This window comes from Vibrio sp. 10N.286.49.C3, assembly GCF_041469545.1.
Classification (GTDB): Bacteria; Pseudomonadota; Gammaproteobacteria; order Enterobacterales; family Vibrionaceae; genus Vibrio; species Vibrio tasmaniensis_A.
Window position 1 is genome coordinate 22,342 of record NZ_JBFRKT010000042.1, and the last position, 23,582, is coordinate 45,923.

19 protein-coding genes and 1 pseudogene are annotated in these 23,582 nt (G+C 44.9%); 8 read left to right on the forward strand and 12 right to left on the reverse strand.

Annotated elements, in window-relative coordinates; all coding sequences use genetic code 11:
- Positions 1-12: 12 nt before the first annotated feature.
- From AB4180_RS16605 to AB4180_RS16615, 3 genes are all read right to left on the reverse strand, one after another.
- Positions 13-1,146, reverse strand: a complete 1,134-nt coding sequence (locus tag AB4180_RS16605) for an ATP-grasp domain-containing protein (protein WP_102249935.1) — start codon at positions 1,144-1,146, stop codon at positions 13-15.
- On the reverse strand, positions 1,143-1,730 hold the full coding sequence (locus AB4180_RS16610) for a DedA family protein (protein ID WP_102249936.1): 588 nt from the start codon (positions 1,728-1,730) through the stop codon (positions 1,143-1,145). Before AB4180_RS16610 ends, AB4180_RS16605 begins: the two co-directional genes overlap by 4 nt.
- 285 nt (positions 1,731-2,015) lie before the next feature.
- Positions 2,016-3,992 carry a bifunctional 2',3'-cyclic-nucleotide 2'-phosphodiesterase/3'-nucleotidase gene (locus AB4180_RS16615; protein ID WP_102249937.1) on the reverse strand — a complete coding sequence of 659 codons (1,977 nt, stop codon included), beginning with the start codon at positions 3,990-3,992 and terminating at the stop codon, positions 2,016-2,018.
- Positions 3,993-4,405: 413 nt separating this feature from the next.
- On the opposite strand from AB4180_RS16615, the gene cysD reads away from it, so the two are divergent.
- The 4 genes from cysD to cysC all read left to right on the forward strand — a co-directional run bounded on the left by cysD (position 4,406) and on the right by cysC (position 9,234).
- Complete coding sequence (gene cysD / locus AB4180_RS16620; protein ID WP_258954156.1) at positions 4,406-5,350, forward strand: sulfate adenylyltransferase subunit CysD; 945 nt, start codon at positions 4,406-4,408, stop codon at positions 5,348-5,350.
- An 18-nt stretch (positions 5,351-5,368) separates the two neighbouring features.
- Positions 5,369-6,799, forward strand: a complete 1,431-nt coding sequence (cysN, locus tag AB4180_RS16625; RefSeq protein WP_102249938.1) for a sulfate adenylyltransferase subunit CysN — start codon at positions 5,369-5,371, stop codon at positions 6,797-6,799.
- Positions 6,800-6,864: 65 nt separating this feature from the next.
- Entirely contained in the window at positions 6,865-8,589 is a 1,725-nt protein-coding gene (locus AB4180_RS16630; protein ID WP_017080873.1) for an SLC13 family permease, read from the forward strand.
- A 24-nt stretch (positions 8,590-8,613) separates the two neighbouring features.
- The gene (gene cysC, locus AB4180_RS16635) at positions 8,614-9,234 is read left to right on the forward strand and encodes an adenylyl-sulfate kinase (protein WP_017100019.1); all 621 of its coding nucleotides are present in this window, start codon (positions 8,614-8,616) and stop codon (positions 9,232-9,234) included.
- Positions 9,235-9,401: 167 nt separating this feature from the next.
- Here cysC and AB4180_RS16640 read toward each other — a convergent pair whose 3' ends face one another.
- From AB4180_RS16640 to AB4180_RS16670, 7 genes are all read right to left on the reverse strand, one after another.
- Entirely contained in the window at positions 9,402-10,310 is a 909-nt protein-coding gene (locus AB4180_RS16640; protein ID WP_017100020.1) for a TIGR03899 family protein, read from the reverse strand.
- Between the two features lie 351 nt (positions 10,311-10,661).
- Positions 10,662-11,177: a DUF3299 domain-containing protein gene (locus AB4180_RS16645; protein ID WP_009847763.1), complete on the reverse strand. Its 516-nt coding sequence runs from the start codon at positions 11,175-11,177 to the stop codon at positions 10,662-10,664.
- 14 nt (positions 11,178-11,191) lie between these two features.
- Complete coding sequence (locus AB4180_RS16650) at positions 11,192-12,451, reverse strand: ABC transporter permease (RefSeq protein ID WP_009847762.1); 1,260 nt, start codon at positions 12,449-12,451, stop codon at positions 11,192-11,194.
- Positions 12,448-13,164: an ABC transporter ATP-binding protein gene (locus AB4180_RS16655; protein ID WP_017100021.1), complete on the reverse strand. Its 717-nt coding sequence runs from the start codon at positions 13,162-13,164 to the stop codon at positions 12,448-12,450. Before AB4180_RS16655 ends, AB4180_RS16650 begins: the two co-directional genes overlap by 4 nt.
- Before the next feature lie 139 nt (positions 13,165-13,303).
- Positions 13,304-14,080: a DUF2796 domain-containing protein gene (locus tag AB4180_RS16660; RefSeq protein WP_372081891.1), complete on the reverse strand. Its 777-nt coding sequence runs from the start codon at positions 14,078-14,080 to the stop codon at positions 13,304-13,306.
- Positions 14,081-14,121: 41 nt separating this feature from the next.
- Positions 14,122-14,412: a DUF2607 domain-containing protein gene (locus AB4180_RS16665; RefSeq protein WP_012604884.1), complete on the reverse strand. Its 291-nt coding sequence runs from the start codon at positions 14,410-14,412 to the stop codon at positions 14,122-14,124.
- Positions 14,413-14,502: 90 nt separating this feature from the next.
- Entirely contained in the window at positions 14,503-15,054 is a 552-nt protein-coding gene (locus tag AB4180_RS16670) for a YtfJ family protein (protein ID WP_009847759.1), read from the reverse strand.
- A gap of 252 nt (positions 15,055-15,306) precedes the next feature.
- Between AB4180_RS16670 and AB4180_RS16675 the strand changes: the two genes are divergently transcribed.
- Complete coding sequence (locus AB4180_RS16675; RefSeq protein WP_004735283.1) at positions 15,307-15,507, forward strand: DUF1107 family protein; 201 nt, start codon at positions 15,307-15,309, stop codon at positions 15,505-15,507.
- Between the two features lie 271 nt (positions 15,508-15,778).
- On the opposite strand, the gene msrA is transcribed toward AB4180_RS16675, so the two are convergent.
- Positions 15,779-16,408: a peptide-methionine (S)-S-oxide reductase MsrA gene (gene msrA, locus AB4180_RS16680; RefSeq protein ID WP_017100023.1), complete on the reverse strand. Its 630-nt coding sequence runs from the start codon at positions 16,406-16,408 to the stop codon at positions 15,779-15,781.
- A gap of 212 nt (positions 16,409-16,620) precedes the next feature.
- Here msrA and AB4180_RS16685 point away from each other — a divergent pair, with 212 nt between their 5' ends.
- From AB4180_RS16685 to AB4180_RS16695, 3 genes and pseudogenes are all read left to right on the forward strand, one after another.
- The gene (locus tag AB4180_RS16685) at positions 16,621-18,333 is read left to right on the forward strand and encodes an autotransporter assembly complex family protein (RefSeq protein WP_017100024.1); all 1,713 of its coding nucleotides are present in this window, start codon (positions 16,621-16,623) and stop codon (positions 18,331-18,333) included.
- A complete protein-coding gene (locus tag AB4180_RS16690) occupies positions 18,330-22,088 on the forward strand; it encodes a translocation/assembly module TamB domain-containing protein (protein ID WP_102250213.1) in 3,759 nt (1,252 codons plus the stop codon). Before AB4180_RS16685 ends, AB4180_RS16690 begins: the two co-directional genes overlap by 4 nt.
- A gap of 30 nt (positions 22,089-22,118) precedes the next feature.
- A pseudogene (locus tag AB4180_RS16695) lies at positions 22,119-22,400 on the forward strand (gamma-glutamylcyclotransferase); the annotation flags it as partial.
- A 107-nt stretch (positions 22,401-22,507) separates the two neighbouring features.
- On the opposite strand, the gene fbp reads toward AB4180_RS16695, so the two are convergent.
- Entirely contained in the window at positions 22,508-23,518 is a 1,011-nt protein-coding gene (fbp, locus tag AB4180_RS16700) for a class 1 fructose-bisphosphatase (RefSeq protein ID WP_009847754.1), read from the reverse strand.
- Positions 23,519-23,582 lie beyond the last annotated feature (64 nt).

A 23,582-nucleotide genomic window follows, 5' to 3' on the forward strand; every position in this document is an offset into this window, starting at 1 on the left:
CCTCGTACAAAGTTAATCGGTGGTCGGATATTGTTGAACAAGACGTCGCTCTTCTTGCCACGCGTTAAATAAGCTCTTAAAAGAAGGAGGCTGGTGGCCTCTTTGTTTCTGTTGAGCGCCAATATCAAAAAGAATGCGGTATTGCAGGAGTAGCGTCGAAAATATCTCTCGCAGCGGTGTGTTGCGATCCCAGATGTGCCCGGCCTCACTGCTTGCGCCATTGACCTCAAGGATGGTGAAGTCCTCGCCGTTCATTAGGCTGTGCATGTCCTTGAATTTGACGTCGAGTCGACCAAAGTGAAAGCCATCGAAGTCGTCGAATATCTCATCTAAGCGTTCGGTTAAAGCCTGAGTGATGTATTGATTGCCGTCTCGGAAGATACAGCCACGGCTATGGCTACCTGCGAACGCGAGTTGGAACTCTTCGCCCTCTGCGAGCACTTGATCTAATTTATCTTCATGTCTCGGTAGATACAGGTGACTAAGCTGCCCAGCACGCGGGCTATTTTCAATTAACTGCTTGAGTGTCGAGCTGCCATCACCCGTCACCATTGGTGCGTACTTGAGTGTGATCGAGATGATCTCGCCTTGCTTTTTATTTGGGTAGCGAACATAGAAAACACCCGCCTCGGCTTGATAAGGCGCCTTTTCTTGCAATAGAAAGCGAGCATTATTTGGGAAAGACTCAACATACTGCTCAAGTTGATCTTGTGTGTTGATCAGCTTAACGCCAACACCTCGACAGCCAAGATCCGGTTTAGCCACAATGGGGAAATCGAGATCCGACTGTATGAGTGCGCTGCGCGCATCTTCGGCTTGTTTCTTACTGCTAAGATCCGTTTTGGTTAAGGTGATAAACGGAGAGATCCAACGCTGACTCGATGATCCAGCAAGGCTCAGTATCTCGTGTTTTGATTCGCCGACCATGCCGCTTAACTTAATACTCGGGTTGGCGATGAGCGGCAGTGCCCAGTCAAAGTGCCGCAACCCTTGCATCAGGCTTTGAATCACCACTGGCGTGTAGAAGAACCACGTTGGAAAAAACTCATAAGGAGAGACACTGCGCACGGTATCTTTTTCAAGCAAGGGCATACCTGCATTGATTTGATGTGCTGGAATGATGCGAATATCTTGCGGTGAACTCATGATAATCCTCTAGAGTAGGTTCTATTCATTAATCGATTGCCGATAAACAGCAAAGCGATGGCACACGGGATGATGACCCATTGATATTCAGAGGCTTGCAGCCACGCTGATGTCCCTAAATAGTAGATGGCAGAGAAGACAATGCCAGTCCAGAGCGCAGTGGCACTAATAACGGCAAACAAGAAAGTAGGCAGTGGGATTGCGAAAAAGCCACTTAAGGTAAAACCGACGGTACGAAGCCCAGGAATAAAGCGGATGACAAAAAGACTGCTGAAAGCGTTTTGACGTAATTTAGTACGAAGTGCACGAAAGTATCGGTTGGTGAGGGCTTTGTAACGAACGCCGCGGAAATAACGTCCTGATTTGCCTAGGTAGTAGAGACCGAGATCACCTGTGGCAATGCCGATGAAAATGGCAAGCAACGCATATTGAGGAAGCATGAGTCCTTGAGTTGCTAAACCTGCCGCTGTAACAATCGCCAGATCTTCAAGCAAGTAAGAAAGCGCGATAATGCCAAGCATCAGCCATAGCAGCGATTCTTCTCCTGTATTTAACCATGCTTGAATACTCTCGACGGTGCTCATCAAATACCCTTATCTATCCTATAGATGAATGGCTTATTGGCCATTCATTGAGTGTAGTAAATTAAATAGACAGGAGGAGCAGAGAAAAACTTACAGCTGATTAGTGTTTTTTTGTGGGGACTTAAATCGATTGACGGTTTGAGTGGTGCTGTTTGGGGGTTGAATTAGCGGGTGTTTACGGTGAGAAAAGTAGGGCAGTGGATTCGGTTTATAAATAACAAAAGAAAAAGGCTGAGTCGTTAAACTCAGCCTTTCAGAACGTTAACTATGGATTACTTAAGCAATCTATTTAGTTAGGTCAATCTGGTAAACAGCAAAACCAACATCGTCAGTCGCAACACGTTTCATCGGGTATTGCCCTTTTTCTTTGATGAACTCTGCCGCTTTGTCGCTTGGAGATGTTTCAAAGCGGATATCTAGCTTTTTATCCGTTTTGATTGGCGCAAATGACCAGTTGTTATCAGCCGTTGGGCTCACTTGACCTTGCTCTTTGCTCACTCGAGAGATGTAGTTTGCTAGAACAGTACGGTTCTCATCTGGTGCATCAAATGCGATGAAGTCTTCACCCGTACCTGGGAACTTATTGCTGTATGCTCGGTAGTTGTTGGTTGCGATCAGGAAGTCTTGCTTCACGTCGATTGGCTTACCTTGGTAAGTTAGACCTACGATACGCTCAGAGCCTTCATTAATAACTTTACAGTTACCATCGTATTTTGCTGGTTGTGTAACATCGATTTGGTACTCAACGCCATCGATGACATCAAAGTTGTAAGTGCGGAAGCCGTCCCATTCAACCAACTGCTGTGGTGCGGTCGAATTAACATCTATTTGTTGGAATTGACCAGCAGAGCACTCAAGCCACTCTTTTACTTCGTGGCCTGTTACCTTCATTGCAACTAGCGTGTTCGGGTAAAGGTATAAGTCAGCCGCGTTACGGAATGTCAGTTGACCAGATTCAACTTCAGTGAAGTTCGCTGGGTCATTCTTACGGCCGCCTGCTTTGAATGGTGCAGCTGCTGAAAGTACAGGTGTGCCATCTAAGTCTGGATCACCTTGGATGAACTGCTCAACGTAATCTTTTTGCGCAAGGTTCACAATTTGAACAGTTGGATCGTCTTGTACTAGAGACAAGAAGCTGTACATCACATCGTCTGCTTTACCAATCGGTTGGTTAACAAATTCACGAGTACCTGCGTGGTCTTTTTCTAGTGCAGAAACGATGCCTTCATCAGCAGCAGCAAGAGATTTCTTTTCTACCTTGTCGTAGATTGGGCGTGCTTCTGATTGGCCTTTAACGACTTCCCACTTACCGTCTTTTTGTGCAAGTGTTAGATCCATAACACCAACGTGGCTACCCCAACGACCTGGCATTACTGCCGCAACGCCGTTCATTGTGCCAGTTTCGTTGTCGATGCCTTGAATGTCATCAAAACCTTTACCTGGGAAAACTGCGTGAGAGTGGCCGAATGCGATCGCATCGATGCCGTCTACTTCAGATAGGTAGAACGTTGAGTTCTCTTCGCCATTTTTGTATGGGTCAGTTGATACGCCTGAGTGAGGGATAGCAACGATAACTTCAGCGCCTTCCGCTTTCATTTGAGGCACTAATTCGTTAGCCGTCTCAATGATATCGCGAGCGATCACTTTACCTTCAAGGTTCTTCTTATCCCACGTCATGATTTGTGGTGGAACGAAACCGATGTAACCCACTTTTACTTCGTGCTCTATGCCAGCAGTATCTTCGAACGTGTGCGTCTTGATGATATAAGGCGTGAAGTAGTGTTCTTTGGTTTCTGCGTCGTAAACGTTAGCACTGATGTACGGGAAATCAGCGTCGTTGATAGATTCTTCTAGGAACTCAAGACCGTAGTTGAATTCGTGGTTACCTAGGTTTGCAGCGTCGTAGCTTAGTTGGTTCATAGCTTTGTATGCAGGGTGAACTTCGCCCGCTTCGATGCCTTTGTCTGCCATGTAGTCACCCATTGGGCTACCTTGCAGCAAGTCACCGTTATCAACTAATACGCTGTTGGTTACTTCGCTTTGAGCTTCTTTTACTAGAGTTGCAGTACGTGCTAAGCCAATTTTTTTCGATGGCTTGTCTTTGTAGTAATCGTAATCCATTAGGTTGGTATGGATGTCCGTTGTCTCTACGACACGTAGTTTAATCACTTCATCGGTATCTGGTGTTGTTGTACAGCCTGCCAGAGTCAAACCAAGACCCGCAAGTACAGCCAATGACAAAGGTTTCATTGCAACTTTCATTTTGTAGCTCCAAAGTGGATAGTAGAAAATTCGTTGCGTAATGTAACAAAATGCAATGAAACAATGATTACAACGAATGTTAATTCGTGACTTAGATCGATTACTTTATGGTGTTCTGCAAGACGCCTCCCAAACCTGCTCAATCAATGCACAATTGATATCGATGAGATTAGTCCATTCATTTCACCTGCTTATCGATAAATTAAACCCCTTATCAGCTTTTCGAATAAAAAATGAAATTTTAGAATTTCCAGTAATATGAGAGGCTCGTCATAATGCCTATATCAAGGACGTATCAGGCAGACGAATAGCAAGGATAGCTCAACACGAAGCTTCTGTTTTCTTCTAGTGCCAATACTCCCATTCACTCAAGTGGATGAGTTAAATCCCATGCTTGGCAGACCAAGTAATGAATTGCTCGTAACGCGAGCCTTAAAGGAAGCACTGAAATGGACCAAGAACGTTTAACCCACCTAAAACAGCTCGAAGCGGAAAGTATTCATATTATCCGTGAAGTGGCGGCTGAGTTTGATAACCCAGTGATGATGTACTCCATCGGTAAAGATTCTTCTGTGATGCTTCATTTAGCTCGCAAAGCGTTTTACCCAGGTAAAATTCCATTCCCACTATTACACGTTGATACGGACTGGAAATTCCGCGAGATGATTGAGTTTCGTGACCGCACTGCAGAAAAGTACGGTTTTGACCTTTTGGTACATAAGAACCCTGAAGGTATCGAGATGGGTTGTAGCCCATTCGTACATGGTTCTTCGAAACACACAGACATCATGAAAACTCAGGGCCTTAAGCAGGCGTTAAACAAGTATGGGTTCGATGCGGCTTTCGGTGGCGCGCGTCGTGATGAAGAGAAATCTCGAGCGAAAGAGCGTGTTTACTCTTTCCGCGATAAGAACCACACATGGGATCCAAAAAACCAACGCCCAGAGTTGTGGCACACCTACAACGGTCAGGTGAATAAGGGCGAAAGCATTCGTGTATTCCCATTATCAAACTGGACTGAACTGGATATTTGGCAATACATCTATCTAGAGAGCATCGATATTGTTCCGCTTTACCTTTCTGATAAACGCCCTGTGGTTGAGCGTGATGGCATGCTGATCATGGTTGATGATGACCGTATGGAACTGCAAGAAGGTGAAGTGATTGAAGAGAAAAGCGTTCGCTTCCGTACTTTGGGCTGTTACCCACTAACCGGAGCCGTTGAATCTGAGGCGAATACGCTAACAGGCATTATTGAAGAGATGCTGGTGGCGACGTCCAGTGAGCGTCAAGGTCGAGCGATTGACCATGATCAGTCGGGCTCTATGGAGCTGAAAAAGCGCCAAGGTTATTTCTAAGAATCTAAGGAAAGAAAAATGAATAGTGCAGTAGAAGCCGAATTGGCTGAACTAGGGATTGAAGGTTATCTAAGTCAGCATCAGCATAAATCTATGCTTAGATTTTTAACTTGTGGCTCGGTAGACGACGGTAAAAGTACCTTAATCGGTCGCTTGCTCCATGATACAAAACAGATTTATGAAGATCAGCTAGCAGCGGTTCACTCGGATAGCCAACGAGTGGGTACCACAGGTGAGAAGCCTGACTTGGCACTGCTTGTTGATGGCTTGCAAGCTGAACGTGAGCAAGGTATCACGATCGATGTGGCTTATCGCTACTTCTCGACGCAAAAACGTAAATTCATTATTGCTGATACTCCTGGGCATGAGCAGTACACGCGCAACATGGCAACAGGCGCTTCAACGTGTGATCTGGCTGTGATCTTGATTGATGCTCGTAAGGGTGTACTGGATCAAACACGTCGTCACTCGTTTATTTCTAACCTGCTTGGTTTGAAGCATTTCATCGTCGCAGTCAACAAAATGGATCTCGTCGAGTACTCGCAAGATCGTTTTGAGGAGATTCGCGATCAGTACCTAGAGTTTGCTGAAAACCTAGAGGGCGAAACTAATATTCAGATTCTGCCAGTTTCCGCACTTGAAGGTATTAACGTTGCTGCGCCAAGCAAAGAGCTTGCATGGTTCGAAGGTCCGTCTCTATTAGAAGTGTTAGAGAACGTCGACATTGACCAAAAACGCTCTGCGGGCGAATTCCGTTTCCCTGTGCAGTATGTCAATCGTCCTAACTTAGATTTCCGTGGCTTTGCTGGCACCGTGGCTTCTGGTCGTGTCAGCGTGGGTGATGAAATCAAGGCGTTGCCTTCAGGTAAAACTTCTAAGGTGGCAAGCATTGTGACCTTTGATGGTGAACTTGAATCAGCACAAGCGGGTTTGGCGGTAACACTGACTCTTGAAGATGAAATTGATATCAGTCGTGGTGATTTGATTGTGCTGGAAAACGCGCAAATTGAATCTACTAACCATGTATTGGCTGACATCGTGTGGATGACAGAACAACCACTGCAACCGGGTAAAGCTTACGACATCAAGATCGCAGGCAAGAAAACCGTCGGTCAAGTTGAAACGGTTCGTCACCAGTATGACATCAACAACCTGTCGACCCACGCTGTCGATGAGTTGCCACTGAATGGTATTGGCTTGTGTGAATGGTCACTGAACGAGACTGTCGCATTGGATAAATACCGTGAAAGTGCCGAGACCGGTGGCTTCATCGTTATCGACCGTCTAACCAACGTGACGGTTGGTGCTGGTTTGATTCGAGACCGTTTGGACTCTGTTGAACAGCAAGTCGGTAACTTCTCTGCATTTGAACTTGAGTTCAACGCTCTAGTTCGTAAGCACTTCCCTCATTGGGATGCCAAAGATCTAAGCCAACTACTGAAGTCATAAACGACCAAGTAACAGCTTATTGAATCAGGCGGAAACCGATTGTTTCCGCCATAAAGGACGGGTATATGTGGCAACAAGGATTTGTATTAGCGATTTTGCTCGGCATCATTACTTGCCTGCTCGTTACCCGTATTAAGCCAAGCTTTATCTTTGCTGGCGCGGCTTTTATTGCTTTTATGGCTGGTATGATCGACTTGTCGAGCCTAGCCAATAACTTCACTAACTCCTCGTTACTGACTTTAATTCTTCTGATCCTCGCATCAAGTGCGTTGGAGAAAACTCGCTTAATCAGCTGGGTTAGCCGCAATATCTCTGAAGGTAGGCTAGGTACCGTGGTTGCGAAGTTGGGTATTTCCACAGCGCTACTTTCTTCTTTTACTAATAACACAGCGGTGGTTGTCTCTTTGATCGGTGCGATCAAACGCAATCAACAGCACGCGCCATCTAAGTTACTTATCCCTTTGTCATACGCTGCCATTTTAGGCGGAACCCTGACATTGATCGGCACTTCAACCAATTTGATCATCAATAGTTTTGTTGAAGATGCGGGATTGCCAAGCTTAAACTTTTTCACACCAACCTTGATCGGTTTAGCGGTCTTGGTGGGTGGTGTTTTGATTCTTATCCCTCTGAGTTACTTCTTACCAAGCTACGATGATGGGTCGCAGGACGATCTGCCTTACTTTCTAGAGGCGCGAGTTGAACCTGGCTCACCGTTAGTTGGCCGCAGTGTTAGCGAAAATAATCTCAGAGCTTTGAGAAAATTGTTCTTAGCCGAAGTGATTCGCGACGGTAAGACCACGGCTTCGATTGACCCTGATTTTATTCTTCAAGCTCGTGACCGGTTGCTGTTTTGTGGCGACGTTGAAAGCGTAGCGACACTACAAGAAATTCAAGGGTTGACCCTGTTTGGCCAGCATCACCTTAACGGCCAGAGCTTTGTTGAAGTGGTGGTGAGTTCGTCGGCAAGCTTCTGTAATAAAACCCTCAAAACAAGCCAGTTTAGAGACCGTTTCGATGCAGTTGTAGTTGCTATTCGTCGTGGCCATGAGCGCCTTGAAGGTGGGCTAGGGAATATCACATTGACCGCTGGTGATACCTTGATTTTGGTTCCCGGTAAACGCTTTGAAGAACAGCGCCAGCAACACAACAAAGAGTTTGTGTTGATGAATGACTTGGACTCGAGTGCCAAGCTTGATGCCGATAAATCGACGTTTGTGTTGCTCGGCTTTGCCAGTGTGATTGGGTTATCGCTCGCTGATGTAGTCCCTATTATTAAAGGGCTAGCGGGATTTTTATTATTGCTAGTGGCATTTGGTGTAGTACAACTTGGTGAGCTTCGCCGCCGCTTCCCCGTCGATATTGTCGTGATCGTTGGTTCGGCACTCTCTATTGCTCAACTGATGATTTCATCTGGGTTGTCTGAGCGAATGGGGCTGATGTTTATGGAAGCCTTTAATGGCTGGGGCGTGTTTGGAGCGCTAGTCGCGACCTATTTCATGACGTTGGTCCTGACTGAGTTGGTGACCAATAATGCGGCCGCGGCACTCTCGTTCCCAATTGGCTACAGTATGGCTGTCGGTTATGGCGTTGACCCAATGCCGTTTATTATGGCGGTTCTGTTTGGTGCCAGTGCCAGTTTTATTTCGCCATACGGCTACCAAACCAACTTACTTGTTTATAGCGTAGGTAATTACCACCTTACGGATTATCTGCGCATCGGCATCCCAATCTCGATTGTTTATTCGGGTTTGGTGCTGACCCTAATTCCTTATTTTTTCCCATTTTAATGCTGTTTATTTAAAGGACTAATTATGACCGCAGTACTCAAACCAAAAGATGAGAATGTTGTGTGGCATCAACACTCGATTGATAAAACATTCCGCTCTGATCTGAAATCACAAAAGCCAGCCGTGCTCTGGTTCACGGGATTATCTGGTTCTGGGAAGTCGACAGTCGCTGGAGCATTAGAAAATCGCTTGGCACAGCTTGGTTACCATACTTACTTATTGGATGGCGATAATGTGCGTCATGGGTTATGTAGCGACCTTGGCTTCTCTGAGCAGGATCGCCGAGAGAATATCCGTCGTATTGGTGAACTTGCTAAATTGATGGCGGATGCGGGTTTGATTGTATTGTCAGCGTTTATTTCTCCACATCAAGCGGAGAGACAGTTGGTGCGTGATTTATTGCCGGAAGGTGAGTTTCTTGAGGTGTTCGTCAATACACCACTTGAGGTTTGCGAACAGCGTGACCCTAAAGGCCTGTATAAGAAAGCACGTGCTGGAGAGATCCCGAACTTCACTGGTATCAGTTCAGCTTACGAAGCGCCTCAGAGCCCTGAGATAGATCTACCCGCGGGCGAAAAGACACTCGATGAACTGGTCGAATTGTGTATTGAGGCTTTAGAGAAGCGTAATATTTTATCCAATTGAGATCGATGGTATGACTAAGGCTACTCTCCTGTTTATCTGCTTAATTCACTGCGGATAAATAGTGCAGCCTTGGTTTTCCGAGACAAGAACCTTATCCTCTAGATTCTCTTCACTCTTATCAATACTCTTCACAGCGTACACCGTCTATTTTTTACAGTATCGATTGTCTAGACGGTGTAGTTCACACTGCTTTTAACTTCTGTTTGAACCGTAAATTTTTGGCTCAATAGCGCAATCAGCTGGTCGTAATACTGCGTGTTAGGCTTGTTGCCAAGTAAGTTGCAAAGCTCATTGCCTGTTGGACTGAATCGGTAGTAAATCAGCTTTACCCCTTTTGATAATGGTGCCAGTGACATGCCCTTACCTTGATAAGTTAAGTGCAGAGCAGGATCGAAATCAATCTCTCCAGATTCTAGTTCTGTGCCCAGAATAATCCCGAGTTCAATCAAGTGGAGCAAGCTAGAGTAGGGAAGGTTGTGTCCACCAAGATTGATGGTGTTGGTGGTGTCCCTTTTACCAAAGCTGAAGATTCCAGCATGGGATTTAAAGCCGAGTAACAGTTTTCTGCTGTTATCACTACCAAAGCTACAACCAAGTGACGCTGCTCTTTGCAGGGTGAGCGCTTCTTTTGGTGTCATGTCTTTTAAGATCTGCAGCGCTTTCATCGAAGTCGAGCCTGGGTTGGTGACTTCTCGTTTCAGTACTTGAGCCCATAGCCTCTGCATCGATGTATTGTGGATCTCTTGTGCCATATCGAAGAAACGGTATAGCCAGTCCTGATCAGGATCTCCAGCCGCTTCATCCTTACATGAAGAGTGTGCCAACTTTAGAATCTGTTCTAGGTTCTTTTGGCGAAGCTCTCTACGTTTTTTCTCTCGTAATAGTGCCCGTTCGATAAGCGTACTCTCAGCTTTATCGTTTGGCTTTGCACTATGACCAATTAAGGAATCGAGGCCGAAGCTTTGTGCGATGTGCCGCATTCTGCTTGCACTATCGGCAATATGAGGCTTTTTCTCATGCTTTTGCTGTGTATCGCTAGCATGCTCAATGATCACTGGCTGTTTGGTTTCTGACATAAGAGTACCCTAAGGAAACGACTTAACTGTCTAAAATGTAACTCTTTATCTTATTGGTGGCTAGATTTTGCGTGCAGAGTTGAAGGTTTCAACAAAATTTTACTTTTGCTAATGATAATAAAATGTTAAATTTGTTGTAATTCTCAAGGAGGAGTTATGAATCAAGTCAATGATAACAAGCTGAAGAAACAGCTTAGTATAGGGTTATTACTCGCTACTTACGTCGCTGTTCTAGCGTACTTGTCTAATTACATCGCATAATTTAGAATAAAATTATCGTTATTAAACTGTTATTGAATGATCTCACTCGTTCAGTGACGGCAGCTCATCCGTGAGCCACCCTTCTAATGACTACATGTCGTCATATTCTTCAATCGCAGTACCTTCAATAAGATAACCGGTTTGAGCTAAGTCGTGGCTTATTGACTCGGTTTTTAGTGTACCTACTAAATAAATCACATCCCATAGCTGCTGGATTGGAGCGCCTTGTGGGAACTTCACGTAGATGATTTGGTTCGGCGGCGGTGGCGGTACGTGGATACATGCGCCAAAGTACGGTACTAACAGAAACTCAGTGATCATGTTCTCATCGCCTTCCAATGGAATCACAAAGCCAGGAATCTTGACTGTGCTGCCATTCAGCTCTGGGCGAACAGCGCCAAGTGTCGATTGTTGAGGTTTGTCCATACTGTCGTGGTTAACCATAGGCATACCAAATGAGTCGAGTTGTGCTCGCTCTGACTCTGGAATCAAGTCAATCCAATCGAGTGTTAATACCGATTCGTCAGTCTGAGTGGTTTCAGCGTGAGCTGTGCTGATAAATGGGAACATAAGTAACCCAAGTATCAGTAGGAATTTGCGTTGCATCGTAGGTTCCTATTTTAGATTCGGATAGTCATGCCATCAGACAATGACTGACGGTAAGCTCTGAAAGCGGGAATAAAGCCAATAATGATTCCGGCAACTTGCACCAACATAAGCAGTTTCCACTCATGGGGTGTGATTGCGGATACCGATATGTTGATACCATAACTTTGTTGCACAATAGGAGCAACTACTGCGATTAGCGCAAACAACACGGCAACACCCAATGTGATACCGAGGAAGGTTAGGGCACTTGCTTCACTGATCAGTAAACCGAACACATGACGAGGCCTTGCTCCCATCGCGCGCAGAATGGCCATCTCTCGACGTCTTTCTTGCAAGCTAGTGAGTAGACTACTCAGCATCCCTAACAGTCCCGCGATTACCACAAACCCTGAAACAATCAGTAGTGCTTGCTCTGCTACGGCCATCATTCCCCACAATTCGTGAAGCGCAATACCTGGCATAATGGCGCTCAAAGGTTCTTGGCGGTAGTTATTGATTTCTCGTTGCAGTGCAAAGGTTTGGATCTTCGATTTAAGGCCAACCATCATCGCGGTAATCTGCTTTGGTTGGAAGTCACGTTGCTTTAGCGCTTCAGCATTCGGTGTGTGGCCTAGGTTAGCCCCCGATTCCCAACCAACGTGAATCGCTTCAATGGCCTCTAACGAAACATGCACCGTTTTATCTACTGGTGTGCCGGTTGGCGCGAGTATTCCGACAATGGTGAAGGGCAGGTTGTCGTGGCGACTGAAGGCGACATCACTGATACCGTGCGCCAGAATGATGTGATCGCCAATCTTGTAATCTAACTTCTTCGCGACATCGGCACCAATCACGACATCAAATAGCTGATTGAACTCTTTGCCTTGTTGAAAAGTAAGTGGTTGCTTACTTCCATAGCGATAATTATCAAAGTAACTATGGTTCGTGCCCATTACACGAAAGCCTTTATGTGAATCTCCCAATGAGATGGGTATCGCCCACTTTACAGCATTATGTTGGCTAAATTCTTGATAGCTTTTCCAGTCGATGTTGTTGGTTGCATTACCAATCCTAAATACCGAATAAAGCAGTAGGTTTACCTGACCAGAGCGGCCACCAACAATAAGGTCGGTACCTGAAATCGTATTAGCAAAACTGCTCTTTGCTTCGGTTCTTACACGTTCAACACCGAGTAATAGAATCACTGATACTGCCACGGTGAGAATCGTCAGAATAGCGGTGGCTTTACGGTTGAGTACGCTTTTTAGGGCTAAGTGAGTAATTACTTTCATACGACAACCTTAGCTTGGTTAACGGTTTTTAAATCTATGGTTCGAGTGAACAGCTTTTCTAATGTTGGATCGTGACTGACAAATATCAGAGTAGACCCGGCTTGATTTGCTTGCTCTAGTAACAATTCGATGAAGGCTTCTCGGTTGTCATGATCCAAAGCCGAGGTTGGCTCGTCGGCAATAATGATTTTCGGTCGGCCGATCAAAGCGCGAGCGGCAGCAACACGTTGTTGTTGACCAATGCTCAACTCGGTAACAGGCTTGTCCATTAGAGCTTGAGGTAGCTTTAATCTGAGCAACAACTCTTGAGCGGTTGCTTGCAGGCTGTTCTGACTTTCAGTGACTTGCTGCTTACGAATCTTAGAAAACTGGCAAGGAAGCGTCACATTGTCGATCACTGACAAGTAAGGAAGCAGATTAAATTGTTGGAATATATAGCCAATATGATCGGCTCTGAACTTGTCCCTCTGACGAGGTGTTAGCTGTGTGAGGTCTTGGCCAAGGATTGAAACTTCACCTTGTTCAGCTTGGTTGATTCCGGTCAGTAACCCTAGCAATGTTGACTTTCCACAACCACTAGGCCCTTTGATGAAAAGGTGCTCTTGGGCTTGGATATGCAGTGAGGGGATCTCTAGCGTTGGGGGTAATTCAGGCTTCCAACGAAAGCTGATATTTTCGAGTTTGACCACAAGTGATGAACTGTCAAAAGACATATTAGCTCCAATGATTAAAGCGGTGTATTTACTGGACAGCTACTAGAAAAATAAATTCCCAGAACACACCGATTTGCACAACCAAGTAAGTGACTACTTACTTGGCTGCGTATCTACGTTTAATTCAATCTAATACTGATTAGAATCGAAAACTAATACGATCTGCGTTAAGCACTTCTTGAATTTGAGCGCTGTCAGTTAGAAGGTTTACCGTCATTGATTTTGTGTTGCTGAACTTAGAGAACCATTGAGTGCTCACGGTATCTAGCTTCGCAATATCTGAACATTGGTAATGGTACTCGACAGTGAATTCGCCGTGCCCACCTTCTGAATGGTCATGGCCTTCATGGTCATCATGATCGTGTTCAGCATGGTCATGGCCTTTGTGGTCATCATGGTCGTGTTCAGCATGGTCATGGCTTTTGTGGTCATCATGGTCGTGTTCTGCGTGATCATGACCGTTGTGGTCGTCATGGTCGTGTTCAGCATGGTCATGGCCTTTGTGGTCGTCATGATCGTGTTCAGCATGGTCATGGCCTTTGTGGTCGTCATGATCGTGTTCAGCGTGGTCATGGCCTTCATGGTCATCATGATCGCCTTCCAAGGTGTTCGTCACCGACTTGAACTTCAGAGTACAGCTTGCATTTTTGAAACCAAATAGCTCATCTGGCTTGTTTAATTGCGCAATCGCTTGTTCAAATACTTTCTTTTGCTCAGCAGTTTCTGGAGCATGTTCAAAGCCAACCACATCAGCGCCGGGAGCTGTTACTTCAACAAGTAGTTCTTGCCCATCTTGAGCGATGTTCACCTCAACTTTACCGTGCACGTGTGCTTCGTGAGAGCGGAATTCTTCGTTAGCTAGAACATTAGTAGAGACAGTCATACCGATAACAACGGCTAGAATAGTAGGTTTCATGTTTTTTTCCTGAATAAAGGTTAATTAAAAAGTAGTGGTAATTAAGAAATCTTTACAGGAGGTGAACGTGCTAAATAAGCGAAATACAGGCGCTGTAACGAAACGACTGACTCTGTGATAGCGACAGTAAATTCCGAATGGAACTCTGGGATCTGTGGAAGTGAATGCGCCGTTATGAACTGATTTATCGAAAACAGCTCACAATGATGTGAAGAGTGATGATGTGGGTCGATATCCACAATATGTGTCGCTGCTAACACGCTCAACATGAGCATCAGCCCAAGCAAGAAGCCTGTTTTACGTTTCACATTATTAGGTGTGTTTTTCCACATCAGGATGATTAACCACAGAATTAAAAAAGGATACTGTTATAATATAACAATATCCTTTGGTCAGGTCTCGAAAAAGACGCGAATATCTTATTAAAGGCTCGCTTTAATCAACTCAATAACTTGAGTGACTTCTGAGTCGTTTAATGCCCCTTCTTTAACAAACAATATTTTACCTTGCTTGTCTTGAACGATAATCGCTGAGCTCTCTTCTTTTAAAGCCCATGATGACGCTACGGTTCCGTCTTCATCTAGCACCATAGAAGACCATGGAAATTCTTCTTTGCTACTTTCTGCTGACGATTTAACAAAAGACCCAGTCCCCCAAATCGCATCATCTTGGTTGATGATGGTAGTGGTTTGGTAGCTGTCTTCTGCGAATTTCGATGCTGTAATTGCTGCCATCAGTTGTGCGTTGAGCTCTTTCGAGCTGCTACGGCCAGCAATAGCTTGAACGACGCGAACTTTACCTAGAAGATCATTGGTTGCCCAAGCTTGATATCCAGTATTTCCGTCGTTTAGTACGATTTCACCATAGTTGCTAACATCGACAGCAGGCAGAGTTGCACCGACTGATAGATTATGAGCATTGGCGAAAAGTGGAGAGGCTGCGGCTAAAAAAGCCAGTAGAGTTTTGTTTTTCATTATATTTTTGTTCCGCTTATTGGTTTGCTCTGGAAGTATAATATGAAATTTGAAAAATGCCTCTTTAACTTTTTTATCGTACGGTGTAGAAATAAGTTGCAGGCTTGTTACCAAAAGGTATAATGCATCAATATCGAGATGAACAATAGATTATCTTGCTGTTTGCTAAAGGAATTAGCGATTTAATGTGCTTTGAATACGTTGGTGTTCAGGTACGTGGCTGTAGTACTCAAATGGAATTGAGGTTGTATTATGTTAAGAAAATTTTCTACTTACCGTCCACATCAGGTGGCGCGTTTCGTTAAAGTCCTGTTCAAAGGCCAGTTTGCTATAGAGGGTATCGGAGAGTTTCGCTTCGACCAAGGCAAGGTGCTTCTTCCTGAAGTTTCAGACAAACAAAAGCTAACGATTTTTAAAGAGGTTAACGGCACCATTGCTGCGCTGCCGGTGTAACTGACTGTTATAGATTTGCATTTCGTCAAATAGATTTCCATTAAAAAAGGGCTTCCTAGCGGAAGCCCTTTTTTAATGGATGTTGTTCTAGTTTGTATGCCTAATACCAATCGTAGTAAATAACTGTTCATCCTAGCTGGTTAAAACACTCGATAACATCGTTAGAAATTTTGATTGTAGAATAACTACTTATCAAAAATTTCTGCCTTGTTCTCAAGCATTTTTCCTGCGCTATTTATGATCACTTACTTACTGTGATTGGTATAACACATTATTGCGGAGGGAAGCACACACCTGTTCCACCCAATCCACAATAACCATTCGGATTTTTAGCTAGGTATTGCTGGTGGTAGGTTTCTGCGAAAAAATATTTTCCAGCAGGCAGAACTTCCGTTGTGATTTCGTTGCCCAAAGATTCAGTCATTGCTCGTTGGTATTCACGTTTAGAGTGCTCAGCGATAGTCTGTTGTTCTTCGCTGAAGGTGTATATCGCAGAACGGTATTGAGTCCCTAAATCGTTGCCTTGGCGCATCCCTTGAGTTGGGTCATGACGCTCCCAAAAGGTTTCAAGTACTTGAGCGAGAGATGTTTGTTCGCTATCAAAAATGACACGAACGACTTCGGTATGGCCAGTTTGTCCGCTACATACCTGCTCATAAGTGGGGTTAATTGTGTATCCACCAGCGTAGCCAACAGATGTTGAAATAACGCCGTTCAACTGCCAGAACAAACGCTCAGCTCCCCAGAAGCATCCCATACCAAGTAGGACTTCTTGTTGAGAACCCGTAGGAGCATTGAGCAAGTCAGTTTGATTGACGAAATGGCGCTCAGTGATTCGGATTGGGTCAGCATTTCCCGGTAATGCGGTTGCTGCGGAAACCAGTTGTTGTTTGTTTAGCATGTTATATTCCTTTTCGCATACGTTTACCGCGTTAGTTAACATTAGATCTAGGTTTATATTAACTGGAGGCTCATATTAACGGCCGGTTAATATTGATTAAGTCTTTACATTAGACCGTGTTATTGCCGGATTTATTGCAGACTCAATGTCGTTTTAGCGGTATGATTTCTTTTCACTTATTAACGTATTGATAACTTCTTCACCAATTAAACATGATAAGAAAAACTTTACCAGTTCTGATTGGCACTCTACTGTCATCGACGCTCGCTTTTGCTGACGTTTCCCTTGATATTAAAGGGTTGGATGGCGCGCTTGCAGATAATGTGGATGCTTATCTGAGTGCGATTCCTGAAGAAGAGTATTCGGTCTCATTAAGATTTCAATCTCGCTTGGAGTCGATGATCAACGAAGCGTTGAATGCATTAGGCTACTACCAACCTAATATCACATTTACTCATTCTGAAGATGATACCGAATTGACTGTTACGGTTGAGCCGGGAGAGCCGGTTGTTATTTATGCTTCAGATATTGTTCTGACTGGTGAAGCCAAAGATGATCCTGATTTTTTGGCCTTAATAGCTAAGAGCAAGTTGTCTAAAGGTTCGATTTTGAATCATGGTAACTATGACTCTTTAAAATCATCGATCCGCAATCTTGGATTAGCGAAAGGTTACTTCGATGGGGCGTATGATCTTAGCAAACTAGAAGTCGCTCCTGAATTAAACCGCGCTTATGTCCGCCTTCATTATAACAGTGGTATTCGTTATCACTTTGGCTCTACTCAGGTTACTGGTAGCCAAATAGAAGAAGAGAAGGTGCAGTCACTTAAACCATTTGAAGATGGCGAACCTTACTCGATAACCAAAGTTGGTGAATACAACCAAAACCTTTCCAATACGGATTGGTTCTCTTCAGTCTTTGTTGAGCCTGATTTAAGTCAATTGGGTGAAGGTCGAGAAATTCCGATGAAGGTAAGCCTTGCTCCGCAAGCGCGGAACCAAATTGAAACGGGTATCGGTGTATCAACAGACTTGGGTGTAAAAGGTACCCTTAAATGGAAGAAACCTTGGGTTAATGAGAAAGGTCATAGTTTTAATAGTAGTTTATCGATCTCCAAGCCTGAGCAGACGATTACGGCGGCTTATAAAATCCCATTGGATGACGTGCTTAATGACTACTATCAAATTAAGTATGGAATGAAGAATCTGGATAACCGTGATACCAAGAGTTTGGAGTCAAACTTAGCCTTAGAAAGGTACTGGCGTCTAGATAATGGTTGGCAACGCACGGTATTCATTCGATACCTAGTCGAAAACTATAAACAAGGTTTACAAGACGATTTGGCGCAGTTTGTGTTGCCAGGTGTCTCTTTCTCACGCACTCGAACCCGAGGCGGTTCAATGCCGATGTGGGGCGATAAACAAACCATCATGGTTGAAGCGGCTGATGATACCTTGTTATCTGAAACCCAAGTCGTACGTTTTCAAGGGCAAACCGCATGGATTCGAAGCATTGGTAATAACCACCGAGGTTTAACCCGCCTTCAATTCGGCGGAAACTTTGCGGACGAATTTGATAAGTTATCTCCTTCTTTAAGATTTTTTGCGGGTGGTGATAATAGCATCCGTGGTTATGGCTATGAGTCTATCTCTCCTCGAGATGAAAGTGGCGCACTAACGGGGGCGAAATTCATTGCAACCAGTTCGTTTGAATACCAATATCGCTTAGTTGGGAATTGGTGGGGAGCGGCTTTCTACGATATTGGTGATGCATTCAATGACACGCCAGAGTGGAAACATGGTACTGGTGTCGGGATTCGTTGGGCGTCCCCCGTCGGTCCTGTGAGTTTAGATTTTGCTTGGGGTCTAGATGCGAAAAAAGGTGATGAGTTCCAACTGCACTTTAGTTTAGGGCCAGAATTATGATCAAAGTGGTGGGTAAGTGTATAAAGTGGGCGTCGATTTCATTGACGTCTATTTTGTTATTGTTGATAGCCCTACTAGGTTTTGTTTTGTTCACCAATTCGGGGTTGAACACTGTGTTGTGGGGCGCTGAAAAAGCATTGCCACAACTGAAAGTGGAAAGTACTAAAGGCGCTCTTTTCCCAAGCTTTACGCTTAATAATGTCCAGTTCAAAGATGATAGCCTGCATATCGATACCAAGGTTGAAAATTTGGTATTGGCGATCAATCCGCGCTGTCTGCTTGACCCTAAAGTATGTGTTGACCGCTTAGCAATTCAAGGGCTGGACTTTGCACTTACTGAATTGCCACCAGCTTCTACAGAAGAGGCAGAACCTACTCCGCCCGTAACATCGGTAAAAACACCACTACCAATCGTCATTAATCGAATCGCTTTATCTGATATCAAACTGAATATCTTAGGTCATGAAATTGAATGGGGTTTGTTCTCTACTGCCCTGAGTATGCAGGGGGAAAAGCTGACAGTATCGCCAACCTTATTCAATGATCTTAAGGTTAAACTTGCAGAGTCTACTGAAGATCCACAATCAGAAATTGTCGAGCCAGATACTGCAACTAAGACAGCTATCGAGTTGCCTGAAGTTTGGATTCCTTTACAGATTGTGTTGGAGCGTTTTGATCTCAACCGTTTCACTCTAGAACAAGAAGCGCCAATTGTTGTGAATCACCTCGGGTTAGAAGCTCGCGCGGGTAAACACACGGTTGACGTTTCCAGTCTCGAACTCGATATGCCACAAGCAAGCGCGAACCTAACGACGAAGGTTGAGCTCAAGGGCGGCTATCCGCTAGAGCTTTCTTTGGGGGCGTTGGTGAAAGAAACCGATCTTGCTGGTCAGAAACTGTCTCTGAAAGCACAAGGCAGCGTGGCTAAGTTAAGCCTAGAGTCTCAGTTCTCCGAATTGATTGAGGCAAAGTTGTCTGGGGATATTCAACCCTTAGAACCGACTCTGCCATTTGACCTTCTTTTAGAGGGAGGTAAAGCGCAATGGCCTTTGACAGGTAAAAGTGACTACCAAGCTGCAATTGAGAAATTCAAAGCCGATGGTTCATTAGATGGTTTTAATGTGCAGCTTAAAGCTGAAGCCGATGGTAAGGAGATACCTGCCTTAACAATAGATCTACAAGGTAAAGGCACCACGGAACAGATTGAACTTGAACGCTTGAAACTGAATACCTTGGGTGGCGAACTAAATGGTGTAGTTAAAGCTAACTGGAAGAAGCTCGTTAATTGGCAAGCCGATGTGACGCTCAAAGACATACAACCGGGTCTGCAGTGGCCAGAAGCCGAGGGTAACATTAGCGGAAGCATCGTAACTTCGGGTGAACTGACACAAGCGGGTGGTTGGGCGATTGAACTACCTAAGCTCGATATCGAGGGGATCCTACGAGAATACCCTCTGGATATCAAAGGGCAGTTGTCAGCGTCAGATCGCAGCGCGAGCGGTGAACCTAAACTGAAAACCAGTGGTTTGAGCTTGGCTCACGGTGTTAATTCGATTAAGGCTCAAGGGCAACTGGATAAGCAATGGGGTATGGGCGTTGCGATTAATTTTCCACAGTTAGATAAGAGTGTTCCAGAGCTGACGGGTAAAGTGATGGGTAATATCCAGCTTAGTGGCCCAACGAAAGAGCCAAAGGTCGATCTCGCACTTAATGTTGATAAGGTCGATTGGAATAACGAAGCAACACTAGAATCCTTATCGCTTAATGGCTCAGTGGTTCCTCTGCCATTGCCTGAAGCTCAAGCCGATCTTGTATTGAAAGCTAAGAACTTAACCTATCAAGAACAAAATGTGGAAAGCATTGATTTAACCGTGAATGGCGGTGAGAAGCAGCATACCGTAACACTTGATGTGATATCCGATATAGTGTCGACCAGTTTGGCTATCTCTGGAGAATTGATTCAGAAGCCTTCTCTTATTTGGGATGGGTCGTTAGACAGAGTCAGAATTACCACTCAACAGGGACCTTGGGTATTAGACCAACCCGTTGCGATTAAGGCGGATGTCGATAAGCAGTATGCCGACGTTCAAGCGCACTGTTGGAAGCAATCGGGTTCGAGCGTGTGTCTGGATGAGGATATCCGCGCTGGAAAGTCAGGTGAGGCCAAACTGGGCGTTAACCAATTCGACTTTGAGCAGATCCAAGCCCTCATGCCTAAAGAAACGCAATTACAGGGTTTAGTCAATGCGACCGCTCATGCCAAATGGTCGGAACAAGGTGAACCTGAGGTGACGGTAAGCGTCGATATGCCGAAAGGTCAGGCTGTTCAACAAGTTGGTGAGCCAATCACACTCGGTTGGGAAAGCGTTGCATTGAATGCACAGTTGAAAGACAACCAACTGAACGCCGACTTTAAACTGGATGTTTCCGACAATGGTGACCTGTCTGGCTCGGTGTCGTTACCAGACATTCTCGCAGAAGACAAAATGGTCGATGCGGCAATTAAGCTGACAACTTTCCATCTGGACTTCTTACAGCCAATCCTCGGCGAATACAACCTGTTGAAGGCCGATCTTGAGAGTGACCTACAGGTAAAAGGCTCTTTGATGCATCCTCAAGTCTTTGGTCAATTCTCTGTTGATGGTATTCAAGTCAAAGGCGATGTCACACCAGTCGATATTAAAGATGGTCGTATTGACCTCGATTTTGACGGCTACAGCGCGAAGTTAGATGCCAATGTTGAAACACCCGATGGTCACCTTGATATCGAAGGCTCCGGGGATTGGCAGGATCTTAAAGCATGGCACTCTAATGTCAGAGTGTTTGCCGACGAGTTGATGGTTGATATTCCGCCTATGGTTAAGGTGAAGGTCGTGCCTGACATGACCATTGATGTCACTCCAGAGCTTGCAAAAATTACGGGTGATATCGCATTACCGTGGGGACGTATCGTTGTCGAAGACTTACCACCGTCAGCGGTCGGCGTCTCTTCTGATCAAGTTATCTTGAATAAAGATCTTGAGCCAGAGAGCGAAGACACGATTCCATTCAATGTGATGACCAATATTAATATCTCCATTGGTGATGACTTTAAATTGTCAGCATTCGGTCTTGAAGGCGACTTGGTTGGTAAGCTCAATGTGGCTCAAAAAGACCAAGGTCCTTTTATCACAGGTGAGGTAAACATCGTCGATGGTACTTACCAATCCTTTGGACAAGATCTCTTGATCAAAGAAGGTAAGATTCTAATGAATGGTCCTCCAGATCAGCCATATGTAGCGATCAATGCGATACGTAACCCTGATAATACTCAGGATGATGTGACAGCTGGTATTCGAGTGACAGGCCCGGCGACAGAGCCGACCATCGAAATTTATTCTGATCCTGCGATGCCGCAAGCCAATGCGTTGTCTTATATTTTGCGTGGTCAAGATATTGATGGTGAGTCGAATGGTTCAATGACAACGACCTTAATTGGCTTAAGCTTGGCGAAGAGCGGCAAGGTTGTCGGCGAAATTGGTGAGGCTTTTGGCGTACAGGACTTGCAACTGGATACTGCAGGCTCTGGAGATGATTCCCAGGTTACGGTCAGCGGCTACATTCTCCCTGGTTTACAGGTGAAGTATGGCGTAGGTATCTTTAACTCGTTAGGTGAGTTTACTGTTCGTTATCGATTGATGCAGGATCTCTATGTTGAAGCCGTATCGGGGCTAGACAGTGCCGTGGATCTTCTCTATCAATTTGAATTCGAGTAACACTTGAGTCGTGAATGATTAGCGGATGACGAATGCTTAGGAAGGTTTGACACCCCTGAGGAATACGCTCTTTTTGATTTAGGTGCCTATCCGGCGATGATTTCTGGAAAGAAAAATGTCGTTGGCGAGGTCTATATCATTAACGATGAAGTTTTGGCTTCGCTCGATCGGCTAGAAGATGTTCCTGTTGAGTATCGTCGCGAACAAATAGAGACTATATTTGGATTAGCATGGGTATATTTGTATCAGCTTGATCTAACGGCTAATAAAGAAATACTTTCGGGTGACTGGTGTAAGCGGGACAATCCGTAAATAGTTATCTATCCGTAACATCTATGTATTCTGAGTTGTCGAACAAAAAGCCAGCATGTAAATGCTGGCTTTTTTAATGGCGTTAACTTGAAAAATAAGCGAGACGGTTAGTCTCGGTTAAGTTCAAGGAACTCTTCTACTTTTTTCACCATGTTCTTAGAACCGACAAAGAAAGGCACACGTTGGTGCAGTTCTGTTGGTTTTATATCCATGATGCGTTGGGCGCCATCGGAGGCAATACCGCCAGCTTGCTCCATGATGAAGGCTATTGGGTTGCACTCGTACAGCAGACGCAGTTTACCTTGAGGGTGGCTTTGCGTACTCGGGTATAAGTAGATACCGCCTTTCAGAAGATTACGGTGGAAATCTGATACTAGAGAACCGATGTAACGTGATGTGTAAGGGCGGTTGTCGCTTGGCTCATTTTCTTGGCAGTACTTGATGTACTTTTTAACACCCGTAGGGAAGCGAATGTAGTTACCTTCGTTGATGGAATAAATCTTACCTTCATCAGGGATCATCATGTTTTCATGAGACAGACAGAAGGTGCCCAGAGATGGGTCGTAGGTGAAGCCATTTACACCTGCACCAGTTGTGTAAACAAGCATAGTTGAAGAGCCGTAAATTACGTACCCCGCGGCTACTTGCTTGTGTCCTGGCTGTAGGAAGTCTTCTTGTGTTGGTGGGGTACCAACAGGCGATACTCGACGATAGATAGAGAAGATTGTACCAACAGATACATTGACATCGATGTTTGAAGAACCATCAAGTGGGTCCATCAGAACGACGTATTTTGCGTTTTTGTTGAGCTCTTTATTGAAGGCGACAGCTTCGTCTTCTTCTTCACTTGCAACACCACAAACTTGATCACGAGCCTCTAGAGCCGCTTTAAACTTGTCGTTCGCGTAAAGGTCTAGCTTTTGCTGTTCTTCACCTTGAACGTTGTCTGTACCAACAGCGCCAGTGATGTCGACTAGACCAGCCTTGTTGATCTCACGGTTAACAATTTTTGCAGCAAGTCGAATAGACGACAAAAGGGATGATAGATCACCGCTTGCATGGGGGAAGTCACTCTGTTTCTCAACAATGAACTCACCAAGGGTGCGCATCTCAGACATGTTATTTCCTTAAACTTCTCTCAATATTAGGGGGATTTGAGCACTATAGAATTTGCCTCTTACT

Bases quoted from the DNA above. Each gene is read 5' to 3' on its own strand.
- msrA (WP_017100023.1), bottom strand. From the start codon at position 16,408: ATGCTAAACAAACAACAACTGGTTTCCGCAGCAACCGCATTACCGGGA.
- cysC (WP_017100019.1), top strand. From the start codon at position 8,614: ATGACCGCAGTACTCAAACCAAAAGATGAGAATGTTGTGTGGCATCAA.
- AB4180_RS16690 (WP_102250213.1), top strand. From the start codon at position 18,330: ATGATCAAAGTGGTGGGTAAGTGTATAAAGTGGGCGTCGATTTCATTG.
- AB4180_RS16610 (WP_102249936.1), bottom strand. From the start codon at position 1,730: ATGAGCACCGTCGAGAGTATTCAAGCATGGTTAAATACAGGAGAAGAA.
- AB4180_RS16605 (WP_102249935.1), bottom strand. From the start codon at position 1,146: ATGAGTTCACCGCAAGATATTCGCATCATTCCAGCACATCAAATCAAT.
- AB4180_RS16630 (WP_017080873.1), top strand. From the start codon at position 6,865: ATGTGGCAACAAGGATTTGTATTAGCGATTTTGCTCGGCATCATTACT.
- AB4180_RS16675 (WP_004735283.1), top strand. From the start codon at position 15,307: ATGTTAAGAAAATTTTCTACTTACCGTCCACATCAGGTGGCGCGTTTC.
- AB4180_RS16650 (WP_009847762.1), bottom strand. From the start codon at position 12,451: ATGAAAGTAATTACTCACTTAGCCCTAAAAAGCGTACTCAACCGTAAA.
- AB4180_RS16670 (WP_009847759.1), bottom strand. From the start codon at position 15,054: ATGAAAAACAAAACTCTACTGGCTTTTTTAGCCGCAGCCTCTCCACTT.
- AB4180_RS16665 (WP_012604884.1), bottom strand. From the start codon at position 14,412: ATGTGGAAAAACACACCTAATAATGTGAAACGTAAAACAGGCTTCTTG.
- AB4180_RS16640 (WP_017100020.1), bottom strand. From the start codon at position 10,310: ATGTCAGAAACCAAACAGCCAGTGATCATTGAGCATGCTAGCGATACA.
- fbp (WP_009847754.1), bottom strand. From the start codon at position 23,518: ATGTCTGAGATGCGCACCCTTGGTGAGTTCATTGTTGAGAAACAGAGT.
- cysN (WP_102249938.1), top strand. From the start codon at position 5,369: ATGAATAGTGCAGTAGAAGCCGAATTGGCTGAACTAGGGATTGAAGGT.
- AB4180_RS16685 (WP_017100024.1), top strand. From the start codon at position 16,621: ATGATAAGAAAAACTTTACCAGTTCTGATTGGCACTCTACTGTCATCG.
- AB4180_RS16645 (WP_009847763.1), bottom strand. From the start codon at position 11,177: ATGCAACGCAAATTCCTACTGATACTTGGGTTACTTATGTTCCCATTT.
- AB4180_RS16655 (WP_017100021.1), bottom strand. From the start codon at position 13,164: ATGTCTTTTGACAGTTCATCACTTGTGGTCAAACTCGAAAATATCAGC.
- AB4180_RS16660 (WP_372081891.1), bottom strand. From the start codon at position 14,080: ATGAAACCTACTATTCTAGCCGTTGTTATCGGTATGACTGTCTCTACT.
- AB4180_RS16615 (WP_102249937.1), bottom strand. From the start codon at position 3,992: ATGAAAGTTGCAATGAAACCTTTGTCATTGGCTGTACTTGCGGGTCTT.